General features: G+C 62.2%; 17 protein-coding genes and 2 pseudogenes. 16 read left to right on the top strand and 3 right to left on the bottom strand.

Translation table 11 applies throughout. The features are described from left to right. Positions 1–62: 62 nt before the first annotated feature. Positions 63–2,102 (bottom strand): lytic transglycosylase domain-containing protein, encoded by a 2,040-nt coding sequence (locus tag NKJ08_RS27560; protein WP_352778227.1) that lies wholly within the window; start codon positions 2,100–2,102, stop codon positions 63–65. A gap of 318 nt (positions 2,103–2,420) precedes the next feature. Between NKJ08_RS27560 and dapA the strand changes: the two genes are divergently transcribed. From dapA to NKJ08_RS27540, 4 genes are all read left to right on the top strand, one after another. Beyond that, a complete protein-coding gene (gene dapA, locus NKJ08_RS27555; protein ID WP_352530360.1) occupies positions 2,421–3,302 on the top strand; it encodes a 4-hydroxy-tetrahydrodipicolinate synthase in 882 nt (293 codons plus the stop codon). Between the two features lie 25 nt (positions 3,303–3,327). Then, complete coding sequence (gene smpB, locus NKJ08_RS27550; protein ID WP_023719895.1) at positions 3,328–3,807, top strand: SsrA-binding protein SmpB; 480 nt, start codon at positions 3,328–3,330, stop codon at positions 3,805–3,807. Between the two features lie 106 nt (positions 3,808–3,913). After that, positions 3,914–4,642, top strand: coding sequence for a glycoside hydrolase family 25 protein (locus NKJ08_RS27545; RefSeq protein WP_352530358.1), 729 nt, complete (start codon positions 3,914–3,916; stop codon positions 4,640–4,642). A gap of 388 nt (positions 4,643–5,030) precedes the next feature. After that, positions 5,031–5,273 (top strand): hypothetical protein, encoded by a 243-nt coding sequence (locus tag NKJ08_RS27540; protein WP_352778137.1) that lies wholly within the window; start codon positions 5,031–5,033, stop codon positions 5,271–5,273. A 30-nt stretch (positions 5,274–5,303) separates the two neighbouring features. Here NKJ08_RS27540 and NKJ08_RS27535 read toward each other — a convergent pair whose 3' ends face one another. Together NKJ08_RS27535 and NKJ08_RS27530 are read right to left on the bottom strand one after the other, a co-directional pair. Then, positions 5,304–5,981 carry a uracil-DNA glycosylase gene (locus tag NKJ08_RS27535; RefSeq protein WP_352530354.1) on the bottom strand — a complete coding sequence of 226 codons (678 nt, stop codon included), beginning with the start codon at positions 5,979–5,981 and terminating at the stop codon, positions 5,304–5,306. Further along, positions 5,978–6,559, bottom strand: coding sequence for a LabA-like NYN domain-containing protein (locus NKJ08_RS27530; protein ID WP_292657898.1), 582 nt, complete (start codon positions 6,557–6,559; stop codon positions 5,978–5,980). The genes NKJ08_RS27535 and NKJ08_RS27530 overlap by 4 nt, the downstream gene beginning before the upstream one ends. 279 nt (positions 6,560–6,838) lie before the next feature. Here NKJ08_RS27530 and rpoZ point away from each other — a divergent pair, with 279 nt between their 5' ends. From rpoZ to NKJ08_RS27470, 12 genes and pseudogenes are all read left to right on the top strand, one after another. Continuing rightward, on the top strand, positions 6,839–7,240 hold the full coding sequence (gene rpoZ / locus NKJ08_RS27525) for a DNA-directed RNA polymerase subunit omega (protein WP_352530352.1): 402 nt from the start codon (positions 6,839–6,841) through the stop codon (positions 7,238–7,240). Between the two features lie 111 nt (positions 7,241–7,351). Continuing rightward, a complete protein-coding gene (locus tag NKJ08_RS27520; protein ID WP_352530350.1) occupies positions 7,352–9,580 on the top strand; it encodes a RelA/SpoT family protein in 2,229 nt (742 codons plus the stop codon). A 27-nt stretch (positions 9,581–9,607) separates the two neighbouring features. After that, positions 9,608–10,186, top strand: a complete 579-nt coding sequence (pyrE, locus tag NKJ08_RS27515; RefSeq protein WP_352530348.1) for an orotate phosphoribosyltransferase — start codon at positions 9,608–9,610, stop codon at positions 10,184–10,186. Positions 10,187–10,255: 69 nt separating this feature from the next. Beyond that, positions 10,256–10,666, top strand: coding sequence for a VOC family protein (locus NKJ08_RS27510; RefSeq protein WP_352530346.1), 411 nt, complete (start codon positions 10,256–10,258; stop codon positions 10,664–10,666). Positions 10,667–10,882: 216 nt separating this feature from the next. Then, positions 10,883–11,464 carry a DUF2062 domain-containing protein gene (locus tag NKJ08_RS27505; protein ID WP_352530344.1) on the top strand — a complete coding sequence of 194 codons (582 nt, stop codon included), beginning with the start codon at positions 10,883–10,885 and terminating at the stop codon, positions 11,462–11,464. Further along, complete coding sequence (gene acpS / locus NKJ08_RS27500; RefSeq protein WP_352530342.1) at positions 11,461–11,874, top strand: holo-ACP synthase; 414 nt, start codon at positions 11,461–11,463, stop codon at positions 11,872–11,874. Before NKJ08_RS27505 ends, acpS begins: the two co-directional genes overlap by 4 nt. 77 nt (positions 11,875–11,951) lie before the next feature. After that, positions 11,952–12,701 (top strand): signal peptidase I, encoded by a 750-nt coding sequence (lepB, locus tag NKJ08_RS27495; RefSeq protein WP_352530340.1) that lies wholly within the window; start codon positions 11,952–11,954, stop codon positions 12,699–12,701. Between the two features lie 4 nt (positions 12,702–12,705). Beyond that, entirely contained in the window at positions 12,706–13,431 is a 726-nt protein-coding gene (rnc, locus tag NKJ08_RS27490; RefSeq protein ID WP_352530338.1) for a ribonuclease III, read from the top strand. Then, positions 13,428–14,354, top strand: coding sequence for a GTPase Era (gene era, locus NKJ08_RS27485; protein ID WP_352530336.1), 927 nt, complete (start codon positions 13,428–13,430; stop codon positions 14,352–14,354). The genes rnc and era overlap by 4 nt, the downstream gene beginning before the upstream one ends. 369 nt (positions 14,355–14,723) lie before the next feature. Continuing rightward, positions 14,724–15,428: an antitoxin Xre/MbcA/ParS-like domain-containing protein gene (locus NKJ08_RS27480; protein ID WP_352530334.1), complete on the top strand. Its 705-nt coding sequence runs from the start codon at positions 14,724–14,726 to the stop codon at positions 15,426–15,428. 357 nt (positions 15,429–15,785) lie between these two features. Further along, positions 15,786–16,421, top strand: a pseudogene (locus tag NKJ08_RS27475) (porin); the annotation flags it as partial. Between the two features lie 90 nt (positions 16,422–16,511). Continuing rightward, positions 16,512–16,627 (top strand): annotated as a pseudogene (locus NKJ08_RS27470) (IS630 family transposase); the annotation flags it as partial.

The raw sequence follows: 16,627 nt of genomic DNA, 5'->3' as shown, positions 1-16,627 counted from the left end.
ATTATGCCGGTTGCTAAAGGCGAGGGCGCGAAGGATCGCCAGCCTCGCCTGACGCCCCGTCGTCAGCCTCGGCCGTTCACCAGATCTCCGACAATGTCGTATTTGTCGGAGATACGCATCTTGTAGACCTCGTAATTCTCCATCACGCGCTGGACGTAACTTCTTGTTTCCGTGTAGGGAATCCGTTCGATCCAGTCGACGACGGCATCGACGTCCTTGCCGCGCGGATCGCCGTATTTCGCCACCCACTGGGCGGCGCGGGTGGGGCCGGCATTATAGCCGGCGAAGGTCAGCACGTAGGAGCCGTCGAAGCGGCCGAGCTGCTCGCCGAGAAAGGCAGCGCCCAGCGTCGCATTGTAGCCGGCATCGGTGGTCAGCCGGGCCTGAGAAAATGTCATGCCGGCCTTCTTCGCCAATTGCTTGGCAGTGCCCGGCATTAGTTGCAGCAGTCCGCGCGCGCCGGCGCTGGAGACGGCGCCGATGTTGAACTCGCTTTCCTGGCGGGCAATCGCATAGGCCAGCGCCTTGCCCGAGCCGGAGATGTTGGCGGTGTCGGGAATGACGCCGAGCGGATGCGACAGCGCGCCGACGTCGATGCCACGCGCACCGGCGATCTTGCCGACCTTCAGCGCCATGAAATGGTTGCCCTGTCTTTCCGCCAACACCGCAAGCAGCGCCAGTTCGCCGGGGCTGGTCAGCTGCCCGGCAAGGTCGCGATAGAGCGTTTCGGCGTAGCGGTCATAGCCGGCCTCCTGCAGCCGCTTGATGGCGCTGACCGCCTCGCGGGTGGCAAAATTCCGGCGGTCGCCGGCACTTGGCGAGGGATAGACGATGTTGAGGGTCTGCCGGCCGACGCGCTCGCCGGCGAGCTGGCCGTAGAAGGTCGTGCCGTAGCTGGCGGCGCGGCTGAAATAATCCTTGGCATTGCCGGGGCCGCCGACTTCGGCGGCGCGGCCGAGCCAGTAATAGGCGCGCGACAGCGACATCGGTGCCTGGGCGAGCTCCGCGATTCGCGCAAAATGCTTGGTGGCGGTGCTGGGGTCGTTGAGGCCGCGCAGCGCGTACCAGCCGGCATGGAACTCCGCCTCGGCGGCATTGGCGGGACTTTCGGCGGCATGCGCGGCGACTATTCTGTAGGCGGTCTTCATGTCGCCCTGGTCGACCAGCTCGCGCGACAGCACCCGGCGCTCGACCCACCAGGCATCCGCATCGACCAGAGCGTCACGGTCGCCCGGCGCCTTCATCACCAGCGCGGCGGCGTCGGAAAATTTCTGTTGCTTGCGCAGATATTCGGCTTCGGCAAAGAGATAGCCGGCCGCCCGCTGCGCTGCCGGCACCGCCTTCAGCAGCTTGGCTGCGTTCTTGTCGCCTTTGCTGACGGCCGCCCAGGCGTCGGCCAATTGCTGGGCGCCGGCGAGACCGGCGACGCGCAGCGCCGAAGCGACCCGGTCGGCATAGAACATGCGCTCCATGCGGAAGCGATGGTCGGCGGCCGGGATCAGCGCACCGAACTCGCGGATGACCGCCGCCTCGTCCCCGGCTTCGAGCTTTTCGGTGCGCCAGAATGGCGACAGCACCGAGCGCGCCGCCTTGGTATCGCCTAGCGCTACATAGGAGCGGGCAAGGATCACCACGCCCTCGAAGGTCAGCGGCTGGCTGCCGTCGAACGCCCGCACCACGATCTGCGGCGTCGGGTTCTCGCGATAGAGCGCGCGCTCGCTGTTCTTGCGCAAGGCGATCGTACCCGGCCAGTTCGGCAGCATCTTTGCCGCATCGGCGATGTCGCCGCTCGGCACCTGGTCGCCGCCATAGAGCGCGATCGCCCAGGCAAGGATGTGCCGGTCGAGCGACTTGGCCGGCAGCGCCTCGCGCACCTGGCGCGCGCGCTGAATGTCGTTTGCCGCCAGCGCATCGAGACCGCTCTTCAGCGCCGCGACGCTGGCGGACAGCGACGGGGACTGCTGCAGCGCATCGTTCTGCGGCTCCGTCATCGGGATCGCCGACGTGACCTGCACATCGACGCTGCTGCCGATCGCCGCGCCGGGAATCAGCACGACGATCGCGCCGAGAAGCGCGAAAAGATGAGGCCGCCTGGTCGGCATGGATCTGGTCATTTCCTGTTCTTCGACGTTACAGCAGGCACAGACGAATTGAAGCCTATTCGTCTGTGATGAAGGGCCCGTAAAGAAAACCTTGTCGAGGACGTTCGAATTGCGATTGCTGGCGCAATGCTTGCCGCGCAACAATGTCGAGACTATGGTGCGCCGCTTCGCTTTCGGCTAGAAGGCGCGCACGACAAAACCGTGCGTCTTCTCAGACGCGCAAAGGACGCTGTAGCACTTTAAATTTGGTGCATGATCCCCAGCGAAAATCGACTGCGATTTTCCTGGTCATGCGCTAGTCCCAAGGAGTTGGACGACATGCTGAGAGGCTCGCTGACCGCGCTCGTCACACCATTCGAAAAGAGCGGCCGTTTCGACGAGAAAGCCTTTCGCGCGTTCATCGCCTGGCAGATCGCCGAAGGCACCACGGGCGTGGTCCCGGTCGGCACCACCGGCGAGTCGCCGACGCTGTCGCACGACGAGCACCGCCAAGTCGTCAAGGTCTGCATCGAGGTCGCCAAGGGACGGATTCCGGTCGTCGCCGGCGCCGGCTCCAACAACACCGAAGAGGCGGTTGGCCTGGTCCAGTATGCCGAGAAGGCGGGCGCCGACGCGGCCCTTGTCGTCACGCCCTATTACAACAGACCGACGCAGCGCGGCCTCTATGCGCATTTCGCCGCCGTCGCCAAGGCGACCAGCCTGCCGATCATCATCTACAACATTCCGCCGCGCTCGGTGATCGACATGAGCCCGGAAACGATGGGCCAGCTGGTGCACGACTTCAAGAACATCGTCGGCGTCAAGGATGCCACCGGCAAGGTCGAGCGGGTTTCGGAGCAGCGCGCCACCTGCGGCAAGGATTTCATCCAGCTCTCCGGCGAAGACGCCTCGGCGCTCGGCTTCAACGCGCATGGCGGCGTCGGCTGTATCTCGGTGACGGCAAATGTCGCGCCCAGGCTCTGCGCTGAATTCCAGGAGGCGACGCTTTCCGGCGACAGCGTCAAGGCGCTCGACCTGCAGGACCGTCTGTTGCCGCTGCACAAGGCGATTTTCCTGGAACCCGGCGTTTCCGGCGCGAAATATGCGCTGTCGAAGCTGGGCAAGGTCGAGAACGTGCTGCGCTCGCCGCTGATGACGGTCGAGCCGTCGACCGCCGAGAAGATCGACGCGGCGATGAAGCACGCCGGCTTGATAAACTAGGGATGAGGCGCCACCTCTCCGCATCATGAATCAAGTCAGAAAAGCCGATCCCAACAACAAGACCGTTGCGGAAAACCGCAAGGCGCGGTTTTCCTATGAGGTGCTCGACACGATCGAGGCCGGCCTGGTGCTGACCGGCACCGAGGTTAAATCGCTGCGCCAGGGCCAGGCCAACATCCAGGACAGCTACGCTTCGGTCGAGGGCGGCGAGATCTGGCTGATCAACTCCTATTTGCCGGAGTATCTGCAGGCCAACCGCTTCAACCACGAGCCGCGCCGCCGCCGCAAACTCCTGCTCAACAAGCGCGAGATGGCCAAGCTGTCGCAGAGCGTCGACCGCGAAGGCATGACGCTGGTGCCGCTAAAAATCTATTTCAACGACCAAGGGCGGGCGAAGGTGCTGCTCGCCGTTGGCCGCGGCAAGAAGCTGCACGACAAGCGCGAGACCGAAAAGCAGCGCGACTGGTCGCGCGAGAAGGGCCGGCTGCTGAAAGAGCGAGGGTGAGGAGCGGTCCGCGAAGCGGACGAAAAGCCAACGATTTGGCTTTTCGAGCGACGAACGCCCGGAGCCATAGCGGAGGGCAGGGCGGACCAATAGGGATAGGTCTCGTTTGAAAAACCGGATCGTCTTGTGGGGCGCGGCCAGTCTGCTCCTGGCGGGCCTCGTCCTGGCCGGCGGCTATACCTACTTTCAGACGTTTTCTCCGGATCGCGGCAAATATCCGGTCAGGGGCATCGACGTTTCTCACCATCAGCGGCAGATCGACTGGCGGCGTGTTGCCGCCGACGATGTCGCGTTCGCAATTATCAAGGCAACTGAAGGCGGCGACCATGTCGACGATGTCTTCGCCGCCAATTTGCGCGCGGCCCGCGCCGCCGGCCTTGTCGTCGGTGCCTATCATTTCTTCACCTTCTGCAGGCCGGGTGCCGATCAGGCACGCAATTTCATCTCGGTGGTGCCGCGTGATCAGCCTTTGCTGCCGCCGGTGGTCGACATCGAATTCGGCGGCAATTGCCCGCAGCGGCCAACCCCCGAACAGCTGAGCGCCGAACTCGCCGCCTTCCTCGGCCCCGTGGAGGCAGCGTTCGGCAAGACGGCGATCCTCTATGTGACCGATGAGGCGGCGCAAGCCTATGCCGGGCAGATAGCCGGCCGCCCGCGCTGGCTGCGTTCGCTGGCGCTGCGGCCAGGCCACGACGACTGGATCTATTGGCAGTACCACAACCGGGGCCGCGTCGACGGCATCAGCGGCGACGTCGACCTGAATGTTCTCCAGGGTGGGCCGGCGACGCTGGCCGCGTTGTTTGCCGCAGGGCCTGAAGCGATGTCGTCGGATTGACGCTATTCCTGTCCAGCGAGAGCAGCCTCAGTGGCGCGAAGACGGAACGACGAAGCCTTCGCAAATGTAGCTATTCATATCGCAGGCGGCACCGTGCTAAGTACATTTGATGCCGGAGCGCCCTTCATCAGCCAAAGACAGCAACGCCCCGCCTGCTGCGACGGACGGCGGCGATCCCCGCTTGGCATTTGTCTACGCGGAGGCGGGCGCGGCCTCCAACACCAGCAGGGCGTGGTTGAAAGTCTCAATACGCGCGCTGGAAATCTGATTTTCGCAACTGCGTTCGCGAGTTCTCTCCTTGGAGGCAGGGCGCTCCTGGATGGCATAGGGCCTTGGGACTGGCTGGCGCTGACATTGCTTTTTCTTATCGGACTGCTCGGTCGCGATTATGTTGTGGCCATATTACAACTATACGTTCCGTTTCGATCCAGAGCAGCTGCTCCAGGACTTCGTCGATCAGGATCCTCCCGCAACCGTGGATGGGATGCATCGGGCGCTTACGTTGCGCATCAAATCCGACATGGCCAGCAATTGGCGGATCATTCAACGCCTGCGCGTCGCGCTGCAGTTCGCACTGTTTCTATGGTTGCTGGATCTCTTGGCCTGGTTGTTCGCGATTGCCCGAATCTAAGCCTTGTACGCTGGCGGGCCGCGCCCGACTCTATGTCTTCAGAAAAGTTTCTATCTGGCTGAAGACGTTGACGAACATCGCTTCCGTCAGCACGCCCGTATTGGTGTTGTAGCGCGAGCAATGGTAGCTGGAAAACAGCGTGACACCGTTGGCCTGCTGCTGGCCGCCGTGCCGGAACGGATAGACGGCGACGCGCTGGCCGAGCGCCCGCACGGTCGACTGGTGCGCGATCGAGCCCAGCGCCAGCACAGCGCGCAGGTTTGGAAACCGCGCGATCGTCGGCACCAGGAACGTCCGGCAGGTCGCTATCTCGGCGCCAACCGGCTTGTTGTCCGGCGGCACGCAGCGCACAGCATTGGTAATCGCCGTACCGACAAGCTCCAGCCCGTCATCTGGTCGCGCCGTGAATTCGCCGCGCGCAAAGCCGTGCGCGATCAGCGTGTTGTAGAGCAGGTCGCCGGCATAATCGCCGGTGAAGGGGCGCCCCGTCCGGTTCGCCCCGCGCAGGCCAGGCGCCAGCCCGACGATCAGCAAGCGCACCGCATCCTCGCCTTCCGGTGGCAAAAAGGTCGGCACCGGCGCGTTGAACCAGGACGGCTCGCGCTGCCGCCATTGCGCGATGAAGTCGTGCAGCCGCGGACAAAGCGGGCAGTTGCGATCGGGCTCCGGCGAGACGACCAGGGGCGCGGTCAAGGCGACGACCGTCAATAGTCTTCCTCGTCGACTTCGGCCGGCTCGGGCCGGCGCACCGGCCGCTCCGACGGATCGCGGCCGACTTCATTCTTGAGCGTCATCAAGTCGATGAAATGGTCGGCCTGGCGGCGCAGATCGTCGGAGATCATCGGCGGTTGCGAGGCCATGGTCGAGACGATCGACACCTTGCGCCCGCGCCGCTGCAGCGCCTCGACCAGCGTGCGGAAATCGCCGTCGCCTGAGAAGATGACATAATGGTCGACGACATCGGCAAGCTCCAGCGCATCGACGGTCAGCTCGATATCCATATTGCCCTTGATCTTGCGCCGACCGGTCGAGTCGGTGAATTCCTTGGCCGGCTTGGTCACCACCTTGAAGCCGTTATAGTCGAGCCAGTCGATCAGCGGCCGTATCGAGGAGTATTCCTGATCCTCGACCAGCGCGGTATAGTAATAAGCGCGCAGCAGGTAACCGCGTTTCTGGAAGCTCGACAGAAGTTTGCGGTAGTCGATGTCAAAGCCCAGCGCGCGCGAGGTGGCGTAGAGATTGGCGCCGTCGATAAAGAGAGCGATTTTTTCACGAGGATCGAACATGGAAAAATGTCCTTTTTCGAAATAAGCGGTCGTCTAAATGCGTGGCGACTATCGGCCGGTCTGATAATAGAGCTGTTGGCCTTCATCGTTCGAGATAACGCCAGTTTTACGGCAATCCAAGGCGTCATGCGGCACCGCAAGCAATTGTGATCGGCGGTGCATCGTCGCGGTCGGCCTGCGTCAGAGCTGCGGACTGCCATAAAAGCTTGTATTTTGGCGGCGTTCGGGTTATGGACCGCGCCTGTTTTCCATCAAATCCAGGCATGAAAGGGGCAACTCATGGCCCGCGTAACCGTTGAAGATTGCATCGACAAGGTCGACAACCGCTTCGAGCTGGTGCTCCTGGCCGGTCACCGCGCCCGTCAAATCAGCCAGGGCGCGCAGATTACCGTACCTCGCGACAACGACAAGAATCCGGTCGTTGCGCTCCGCGAAATCGCCGAAGAGACGCTGTCGCCGGACGACCTCAAGGAAGATCTCATCCATTCGCTGCAGAAGCATGTCGAGGTCGACGAGCCGGAAGCCGATGGCGAGGCGATTGCCGACCAGACCGGCAGCACTGTTGCGGCCACCGATGCCGACGACGCCGAGGACAACGTCACCTTCGATCGCATGACCGAAGAAGACCTGTTGGCCGGCATCGAGGGTCTGGTGCCGCCGGAAAAAAGCGACGATTATTGATCTTAGCAACAACTGCCGACACTTTCGCGTCGGCAGTTTCGTGGCTATCTATGACATGCGCCGTACGTCAGTGCGGCGCATGATTCATTTCAGCATTGCGAGATCCCGCCCATGATGCGTCAGTATGAGCTTGTCGAGCGCGTCCAGCGCTACAAGCCTGACGTCAACGAGGCGCTGCTCAACAAGGCCTATGTCTACGCCATGCAGAAGCATGGTCACCAGAAGCGCGCCTCCGGCGATCCCTATTTCTCGCATCCGCTCGAAGTCGCCGCCATCCTCACCGAAATGCACATGGACGAGGCGACGATCGCCGTTGCCTTGCTGCACGACACGATCGAGGACACCACGGCGACCAGGGCCGAGATCGACGAATTGTTCGGCCCGGAAATGGGCAAGCTGGTCGAAGGCCTGACCAAGCTGAAGAAGCTCGACCTCGTTTCGAAGAAGGCCGAGCAGGCGGAGAACCTGCGCAAGCTTTTGCTGGCAATCTCGGAAGACGTTCGCGTGCTTCTGGTCAAGCTGGCCGACCGCCTTCACAATATGCGCACCCTCGACCATGTGCCGGAAGCCAAGCGCCTGCGCATCGCCGAAGAGACGATGGACATCTACGCGCCGCTGGCCGGCCGTATGGGCATGCAAGGCATGCGCGAGGAGCTGGAGGAGATTGCCTTCCGCTTCATCAATCCGGAAGCCTACCGCGCCGTCACCGCACGGCTCGCCGAAATCTTCGAGCGCAACAAGGGCGTACTGTCCGAGATCGAGAAAGCGCTCTCCACGCTGTTCGACAAATATTCGATCAAGGCCGAGGTCAAGAGCCGGCAAAAGAAGCCGTGGTCGGTGTTCCGCAAGATGGAGGCCAAGGCGCTGTCGTTCGAGCAGCTGTCCGACATTTTCGGCTTCCGCGTCGTTGTCGAGACGGTCGACGATTGCTATCGCGCGCTCGGCGCCATCCACACCACCTGGTCGATGGTGCCCGGCCGCTTCAAGGACTACATCTCGACGCCGAAGCAGAACGACTACCGCTCGATCCACACCACCATCGTCGGCCCGTCGCGCCAGCGCGTCGAATTGCAGATCCGCACCTATCAGATGAACAAGATTGCCGAATACGGCGTCGCCGCTCATTCGATCTATAAAGATACCGGCGGCAAGATGAATGGTGCCGCCCATGCGATCTCGAAGGAGACCAATGCCTATGCCTGGCTGCGGCGCACCATCGAGCAGCTTGCCGAAGGTGATAATCCCGAGGATTTCCTCGAAAATACCAAGCTGGAGCTGTTCCAGGACCAGGTGTTCTGCTTTACGCCGAAGGGCATGCTGATCGCGCTGCCGCGCGGCGCAACGCCCATCGATTTTGCCTATGCCGTCCACACCGACGTCGGCGACACTTGCGTCGGCGCCAAGGTCAATGGCCGCATCATGCCGCTGATGACGGAGCTGAAGAACGGCGACGAGGTCGAGATCATCCGCTCGAAGGCACAGGTACCGCCGGCGGCGTGGGAATCGGTGGTCGTTACCGGCAAGGCGCGCTCGGCCATCCGCCGCGCCACCAAGAACGCTATTCGCAAGCAATATTCGGGTCTCGGTATCCGCATTCTGGAGCGCGCCTTCGAACGGTCCGGCAAGACCTTCACCAAGGAAAGCCTGAAGCCGGTGCTGCACCGGCTGGCGCGCAAGGACATCGAGGATGTGCTGGCCTCGGTCGGTCGCGGCGAACTTGCCTCCACCGACGTGATGAAGGCGGTGTTTCCCGACTACAAGGACGAGCGCGTCACGCTGGTCGCGCCCAAGCAGCGCGAGGAGGGCTGGTCGAAGATCCGCAACGCCGCCGGCATGCTGTTCCAGATTCCGGGCCGCGCCGCACGCAAGGACAAGAACCAGCCGCGCGACGATGCGGTGCCGATCCGTGGCGTGCGCGGCGACCTGCCGGTGCGCTTTGCACCGGAAGGGGCGGTGCCCGGCGACCGCATCGTCGGCATCGTGCAGCCGGGAACCGGTATCACCATCTACCCGATCCAGTCGCCGGCGCTGCAGGCCTTTGACGACCAGCCCGAGCGCTGGATCGACGTGCGCTGGGATATTGACGAGCGCACCAAGGAGCGGTTCCCGGCGCGCGTCTCGGTCACCGCCATCAACGCACCGGGTTCGCTGGCCGACATTGCGCAGGTCGTCGCATCCAACGACGCCAACATCCACACTTTGTCGATGGTGCGCACCGCGCCCGATTTCACCGAAATGCTGATCGATCTCGAAGTGTGGGACCTGAAGCACTTGAACCGGCTGCTATCGCAGCTAAAGGACAATTCGAGCGTCAGCGACGCGCGACGCGTCAACGGCTAGACCACCAATGTGTTGGAAGAGGCAGAGATGGACACCGACGAAGTGCTGGGCATTTTCCGCGAGGCCGGCGCCGTTCTCGAAGGGCATTTCATCCTGACGTCCGGCCTGCGCAGCCCGGTCTTCCTGCAGAAGGCGCGCGTTTTCATGCATGCCGACAAGACCGAGCGCTTGTGCAAGGCGCTGGCCGAAAAGATCCGCGCTGGCGTGCCCGGCAGGATCGACTATATCGTCGGCCCAGCGATCGGCGGGCTGATCCCGGCCTATGAGACCTCGCGCCATCTAGGCGCGCCGGCGATCTGGGTCGAGCGGGAAGGGGGCGAATTCAGGCTCCGCCGTTTCGAGATCGCCAAGGGATCGCGCGTCGTCATTGTCGAGGACATCGTCACCACCGGCCTGTCGATCCGCGAAACCATCGACTGCCTGCGCGCACTTGGCGCGGAGGTCGTCGCCGCTGCGTGCATCATCGACCGCTCAGCCGGCAAGACCGATGTCGGCGTGCCGCTGATCGCGCTCGCCGAATACGAGGTTCCGGCCTATCCGGCCGACAGGCTGCCGCCCGAGCTCGCCGCCATACCGGCGATCAAGCCGGGAAGCCGCAACATCTGATGCCTATCGCCCCAAAAGCTTGTCCTCGGGCTTGAATCGAGGATGGTGTAGCGGTTTTGGGACAACGACATGCATAAAAACAAGTCAAGAGGCGCTGCCGTGATTGCCGGTATCGACCATTTTGTGCTGACGGTTCGCTCCGTCGAAGACACCTGCGCCTTCTATCAGCGCGTGCTTGGCTTCAAGCGCCTCGACGAGCCGAACCGACCAACGGCGCTGCTGCTTGGAACGCAAAAGATCAATGTGCATGAGGTCGGGCGCACCTTCGAGCCGAAGGCCAAGGCGCCGACGCCGGGCTCAGGCGATTTCTGTCTCGTTGCCGCCCGGCCGCTCGCCGAGATATGTGCCAGCCTCGCGGCCAATGGCGTAGCCATAGAGGTCGGCCCGGTCGAGCGTGTCGGCGCCCGTGGCCCGATGATGTCGGTCTATTTTCGCGATCCGGACGGCAACCTCGTCGAGGTCAGCGAATATCGACCCTAAGCGGCGCTCCTCAAATTCGCCGCGATCATGCCCTGTTCAGAACGGCGATACCCAGGGCTGCCGCAAGGTGGCGACCGATCGGATGCCGTCGGCCTCGTTGTTCTTCGGCCAGCGCATCGCTATATCAAAGTGGTAGTTGCCTTTCGGCGACCGCTGTCGCGCCCGGCTGGGAAAAGCCGGCGCGAAGCCATTCATGGAACTAGGAACAGGAACAGAGTGCTTTTTCGACGCCGCAAGCCTGATGGTTTTTTCGAGCGGGTGCGTACTTACTTGTGGCCGCGCCGCTCGTTCTCGCGCTCGCTGCGGTATTTCTCCAAACGCATCCTGCGTCTTAGGGCCACGCCGCATGCCGTGGCCGCCGGTGTTGCGGCGGGCGTATTCGCGTCTTTTTTCCCGCTTGGCTTCCACTTCATCATTGCCGCCATCCTGTGCTGGCTGATCGCCGGCAATCTGGTCGCGGCAGCACTTGGCACGGTCTTCGGCAACCCCCTGACCTTTCCGCTGCTATGGGCCGCGTCCTGGGAGGTCGGCAAGCTGATCCTGCATGAACACCTGCCGGCGCATGGCCCACCGGCGCATCTCGGCGACATGCTGCATAATCTTTCCTTTGCGCAGTTGTGGGGACCGGTGCTGAAGCCGATGACGATTGGCGCAATACCGCTCGGCCTGGTTTTCGGCCTGCTGTTTTACGGCATCACCCGCTGGGGCATGGTCACTTTCCACGAGCAGCGCCGCAAGCGTCTGGCCGAAAGAGCGGCAAAGGTTGAAAAAACCGGGCCGGAAGTTCCCGCCGAATGATTATCGGTATCGGCAGCGACCTCATCGACATCAGACGCATCGAGAAGTCGCTGGAACGTCATGGCCAGCGCTTCATCCAACGCATCTACACCGAGATCGAACAGGCGCGCTCCGAAAACCGCGCGGCGCGTGCGGCCTCCTACGCCAAGCGTTTCGCTGCCAAGGAGGCCTGCGCCAAGGCATTGGGTACCGGTCTTGCTCAGGGTGTGTTCTGGCGCGACATGGGAGTCGTCAACCTGGCCAGCGGCAAGCCGACCATGGCGCTGACCAACGGGGCGGCAGCGCGGCTGGGCGAAATCCTGCCTGAAGGACACCGCGCCGTGATCCACCTCACCATCACCGATGATTTTCCGCTCGCTCAAGCTTTTGTGATCATTGAAGCGTTGCCGGTCGAAGAAGCGCCACATTGATTGCATCTGACCACCGGCATGACGTTGCCCAGCGCGCGCCGAGACTCTATACCATCCAACGCACAATCGAGGACGACATGAGCGTGGCTGAAAAAACCCAGAAGAAATCCGGTGGACTTGGCGAAACCGTCAGCGTCATCGTCCAGGCCCTGCTGCTTGCGTTGGTCATCCGCACGCTCCTGTTCCAGCCGTTCTCGATTCCGTCCGGCTCCATGCGGCCGACTTTGCTCGAAGGTGACTATCTCTTCGTCACCAAATGGTCCTACGGCTTCTCCCGCTATTCGCTGCCGTTCGGGCCGGACATCTTTTCGGGTCGCATCTGGGGCTCCGAGCCGAAGCGCGGCGACGTGGTGGTGTTCAAGTTTCCGCCGGACCCTTCCGTCGACTATATCAAGCGAGTAGTCGGCCTGCCGGGCGACAAGATCCAGGTCAAGGATGGCCAGCTGTTCATCAATGACGTCGGTGTGCCGCGCGTCAAGGTCGGGCAGATCGACAACCACGACATCACCGAAGAGCCCTACCCGGTCGATGTCTATCGCGAGACGCTGCCGAACGGCGTCACCTACGACACGCTCGACCTGACGCAGGCTTCGATCGGCGACAATACCCAAGAGTTCAAGGTGCCGCCCGGTCACTATTTCATGATGGGCGACAATCGCGATAACTCGTCGGACAGCCGCTTCACCGTCGGCTTCGTGCCGGAGGAGAACCTGGTCGGCCGTGCCAATCTCATCTTCTTCTCCATCGCCGGCAGCGCCAGCCCGCTCGAAATCTGGAAATGGCCGTCGCTGATGCGCGCCTCGCGCCTGTTCCATTTCGTCAATTAGGACCATGGCGGCGACGAAACGGCTGACCGCCGATGCGCTCGCCGAGGCGCTTAGGGAGCGCACCGGCCACAGTTTTGGCGACCATCAGCGCCTGCAGCGTGCGCTGACCCATGCCAGTGCTCGCGGCAGTCATGCCGGCATCGACTACGAACGCTTCGAGTTCCTCGGCGACCGCGTTCTCGGCCTTATCGTTGCCGATATGCTGCTGGCGGCATTTCCCGACGCTGCCGAGGGTGAGCTGTCGCTGAGATTGAACGCGCTGGTCAACGCCGAGGCCCTGGCGGAAATCGCCGAGCAGATCGGCCTGCCGGAACTCATTCGCGCCGGTTCGGACGTACGCGGCCTTGATGGGCGCAAGCGCGTCAATCTGCGCGCCGATGCACTGGAATCACTGATCGCCGTGCTCTATCTCGACGGCGGGTTGGAAGCGGCCCGTGCCTTCATCCACAGATACTGGCAGCCGCGCTCGCAAGCCATCGACGCCGCCCGCCGCGATGCGAAGACCGAACTTCAGGAATGGGCGCATCAGGCGGCAGGCGCAGTGCCGGTTTACATAATCGACAGCCGCGAGGGACCGGACCACGATCCGCTGTTTACCGTCAGCGTCAAGGTCGGCGCCTATCCGCCGGCGACCGGCAGTGGGCGCTCCAAGCGCGAGGCGGAGCAGACTGCAGCCGCGGCACTTCTGCAGCGGGAAGGCGTCTGGCTTAATCAGGGGAGTGCCGCATGACCGCCACCGAAGCACCGGCAACAGAAGCTCCCGCCACCCGCTCCGGCTTCGTCGCGCTGATCGGCGCGCCCAATGCGGGGAAATCGACGCTGGTCAACCAATTGGTCGGCGCCAAGGTGTCAATTGTGACCCACAAGGTGCAGACCACCCGTGCGATCGTGCGCGGCATTGCCACCCACAACAACGCGCAGATCGTCTTCGTCGACACGCCGGGCATATTCAAGCCGAAGCGCCGGCTGGACACGGCGATGGTGACCACAGCCTGGGGCGGTGCCAAGGACGCCGATATCGTGCTGCTCTTGATCGACGCCGAGCGCGGCATCCGGGGCGATGCCGACGCCATCCTCGAGCGGCTGAAGGATGTCCGGCAGCCGATGGTGTTGATCCTCAACAAAGTCGATCGGGTCAAGCACGAGACGCTGCTGGCATTGTCGGCGGCAGCCAACGAAAGGGTGCCGTTCAAGCGCACCTTCATGGTTTCGGCACTGACCGGATCCGGCTGCAAGGACCTGCTCGACTATCTCGCCGAGACCCTGCCGGCCGGACCCTGGTACTACCCGGAAGACCAGATCTCCGACCTGCCGATGCGCCAGCTCGCCGCCGAGATCACCCGCGAAAAGCTCTATCTCAGGCTGCATCAGGAACTGCCCTATTCCTCCCATGTCGAGACCGAGAAATGGGAAGAGAAGAAGGACGGCTCGGTGCGCATCGACCAGACCATCTATGTCGAGCGCGACAGCCAGAAGAAAATCGTGCTCGGCCATAAGGGCGAGACGATCCGCGCCATCGGCCAGGCGGCACGCATGGAAATAGCAGGCATCCTCGAACAGAAGGTGCACCTCTTCCTGTTCGTCAAGGTGCGTGAAAACTGGGGCGACGACCCCGAGCGCTACCGCGAAATGGGGCTCGAATTTCCGCACTGAGCCTGTTTGGGCGATCCGCCGAGCGGCCTGTTGGTCGCCTCAGGGTTCTGAGCGGTCGCCGGGCTGCCCGATCGGTGGACTTGCATCTTGAACAGCCGGCCGAATCATTCCGGGAGGCCATGGGTCGACCACGTCGGTCGACCCGTTCCTCATTGGTACCGGCGCGACGGGAAATCCCGAGCGGGTTCTGAGAAATTTCCGATATTTCATGCAAAACCGGCCAGTTAGACCGACTGGAACTCCTACCGATACTGCGATCGTGCACGGTTCCCGTTCGTTGTCTCTCCGTCATACACCCTGCCTATAGGCTGTGCGAAAGACCCGCTTCCGAGCAAACTGGACAGGCGGGCAAGCAGCCAGATTTAGGACATGACCAGGACTTGGAATCGCATCGACCCCATTCGTCAGATCGAGTTTGCAAACGCCGTCGCTGTTGAGATCGAGCGGGCGCTGACGCGGCAAAGCAAGGTGACGAACAGCGATGCGATCGTTGCAGCGGGCAGGGTCGCCGGCGCCGTTGCCGCCGCCGTCGCCCTGCTTGCGCCGACCGACATCAGGGCGATCGACACCATGCAGGAAAGATTGCCCGGCATGGCGTTGCGGTTCGTGCGGATATCGGCAGCCGAAGCTATGGAACGCAGTGCCCGGACGCCTCTGTCGACGGCGCACGGAGGCCGAGGGGCAGACATCCAACCGCTAGCCGGAGCGGGCGACCTCGACGCGATACGGGTCGAGGACTGGGCCGGTCGGGTCGCAGGCTCGACATTCCTGCAAGAGAATTTCGGCATATCGCGCTCGACCCTGCATCGTTGGCAGCGAAGCGGCACGGTCGTTGCGTTGCGCACCGGTGGCCGCAAACATGTATTTCCTCTGGCGCAGTTCGTCGACGGCAGGCCGGCTCCGGGTATCAACGAAGTGTTATTCGCGATGCCCGATCAGCGGCGTGCCTGGGCGTGGCTGATCGGCCCTGCGCCCGGCCTTGCCGGACGTATTCCCATTGAAATGCTCAAACAGGATTTGGTCGCGGAAGTCGTTCTTGCCGCACAGCACGCAGCGATGGTAAAGTTGGCTTGATTTCTCTGCCCACTTCGGAAGTTTATTCCTAAAAGAAGGCATAAAAAAGAAATTTTCGCCGAACACAATTGATTGCCGGATAATTGAAAGTATATTTTCGTACAATTGTGACAATGTCCCGTTTATGCCGCGGGAGATTTCTGAAGAAAATAATAAGTAATATTTGTGCAACATGGATTTGTTCTGTTGTACAAACGTTGATTATTTCATCAATCGTCATTGAAACTACAACGAGGATGAGTATGTTCGCCGCCTGAAGAGGGGTGCGGTGCGCGCCTTTTTCGACGTGGGTGAGGCGTTCAGCCGTTCAACCACGGATACAAAGCCATTTTTAACTTTGACTGGAGAGGTCAGAAAATGAATATCAAGAGCCTTCTTCTCGGCTCAGCCGCGGCATTCGTCGCGGTCTCCGGCGCGCGCGCCGCCGACGCTGTTGTGGTCGCCGAGCCGGAACCCGCCGAATACGCCAAGATTTGCGACGTCTACGGCGCCGGCTATTTCTATATTCCCGGCACCGAGACCTGCCTGCGCATCGGCGGCTATATCCGCTATGACGCCAGCTTCGGCGACGCCGGCCGCGTTCTCGATGGCGCGACGACACATGACCTTTTGGACGGTGACGAGCAGCAGACCTGGAACAAGAATGCCCGCTTCAATTTGAAGACGTGGACCGGCCAGGAAACCGAGCTTGGCACGTTGAAGACCTACACCGAGACCCGTTTCAACTTCGGCAACACCAAAGTGACCGTGAACGGTGTTGATTTCAGCGTGCAGGACAATAAGGCGGTTACCCTGAACTTCGCCTGGATCCAGCTTGGAGGTCTCCGCGTCGGCAAGGATGAAACTGTCTACGATTCGTTCATCGGCTACGCCGGCAACGTCATCCAGGACACGATCATCCCGTACGGAACCAAGGACACTAACCTGATCAGCTACTATTTTGACGCCGGCAACGGGTTTACGGCAGTCGCCTCGCTTGAGACGGGCTCCGGCGCTAGAGCATGTCCTGTGATCGATGAATCGATTGTGATGTGACAGCTGCGTTTTGTGCTGATTCAACATCCACCTCGATGGAGGTGGACGATGGGAAGAGCATTGAGCGGGGATCTTCGGTCGCGGGTCTTGAAGGCTTCGGACGAGGGCATGTCGGCGCGGCAAGCGGCGGCGCGGTTCGGCGTGGGAGTGTCCAGCGCGATCCG

The organism is Mesorhizobium sp. M0244, from assembly GCF_040321795.1.
GTDB lineage: Bacteria > Pseudomonadota > Alphaproteobacteria > Rhizobiales > Rhizobiaceae > Mesorhizobium.
The sequence above is the reverse complement of the archived record's forward strand: the minus strand, read 5'-3'. Positions and strand labels throughout refer to the sequence as shown.

What these genes read in the sequence shown, in the direction of transcription:
- NKJ08_RS27560 (WP_352778227.1), bottom strand. Translation starts at nt 2,102, where the DNA reads ATGCCGACCAGGCGGCCTCATCTTTTCGCGCTTCTCGGCGCGATCGTC.
- NKJ08_RS27540 (WP_352778137.1), top strand. Translation starts at nt 5,031, where the DNA reads ATGTTGTGGCCATATTACAACTATACGTTCCGTTTCGATCCAGAGCAG.
- smpB (WP_023719895.1), top strand. Translation starts at nt 3,328, where the DNA reads ATGAATCAAGTCAGAAAAGCCGATCCCAACAACAAGACCGTTGCGGAA.
- NKJ08_RS27520 (WP_352530350.1), top strand. Translation starts at nt 7,352, where the DNA reads ATGATGCGTCAGTATGAGCTTGTCGAGCGCGTCCAGCGCTACAAGCCT.
- pyrE (WP_352530348.1), top strand. Translation starts at nt 9,608, where the DNA reads ATGGACACCGACGAAGTGCTGGGCATTTTCCGCGAGGCCGGCGCCGTT.
- dapA (WP_352530360.1), top strand. Translation starts at nt 2,421, where the DNA reads ATGCTGAGAGGCTCGCTGACCGCGCTCGTCACACCATTCGAAAAGAGC.
- NKJ08_RS27530 (WP_292657898.1), bottom strand. Translation starts at nt 6,559, where the DNA reads ATGTTCGATCCTCGTGAAAAAATCGCTCTCTTTATCGACGGCGCCAAT.
- rpoZ (WP_352530352.1), top strand. Translation starts at nt 6,839, where the DNA reads ATGGCCCGCGTAACCGTTGAAGATTGCATCGACAAGGTCGACAACCGC.
- NKJ08_RS27510 (WP_352530346.1), top strand. Translation starts at nt 10,256, where the DNA reads ATGCATAAAAACAAGTCAAGAGGCGCTGCCGTGATTGCCGGTATCGAC.
- rnc (WP_352530338.1), top strand. Translation starts at nt 12,706, where the DNA reads ATGGCGGCGACGAAACGGCTGACCGCCGATGCGCTCGCCGAGGCGCTT.
- lepB (WP_352530340.1), top strand. Translation starts at nt 11,952, where the DNA reads ATGAGCGTGGCTGAAAAAACCCAGAAGAAATCCGGTGGACTTGGCGAA.
- era (WP_352530336.1), top strand. Translation starts at nt 13,428, where the DNA reads ATGACCGCCACCGAAGCACCGGCAACAGAAGCTCCCGCCACCCGCTCC.
- acpS (WP_352530342.1), top strand. Translation starts at nt 11,461, where the DNA reads ATGATTATCGGTATCGGCAGCGACCTCATCGACATCAGACGCATCGAG.
- NKJ08_RS27480 (WP_352530334.1), top strand. Translation starts at nt 14,724, where the DNA reads ATGACCAGGACTTGGAATCGCATCGACCCCATTCGTCAGATCGAGTTT.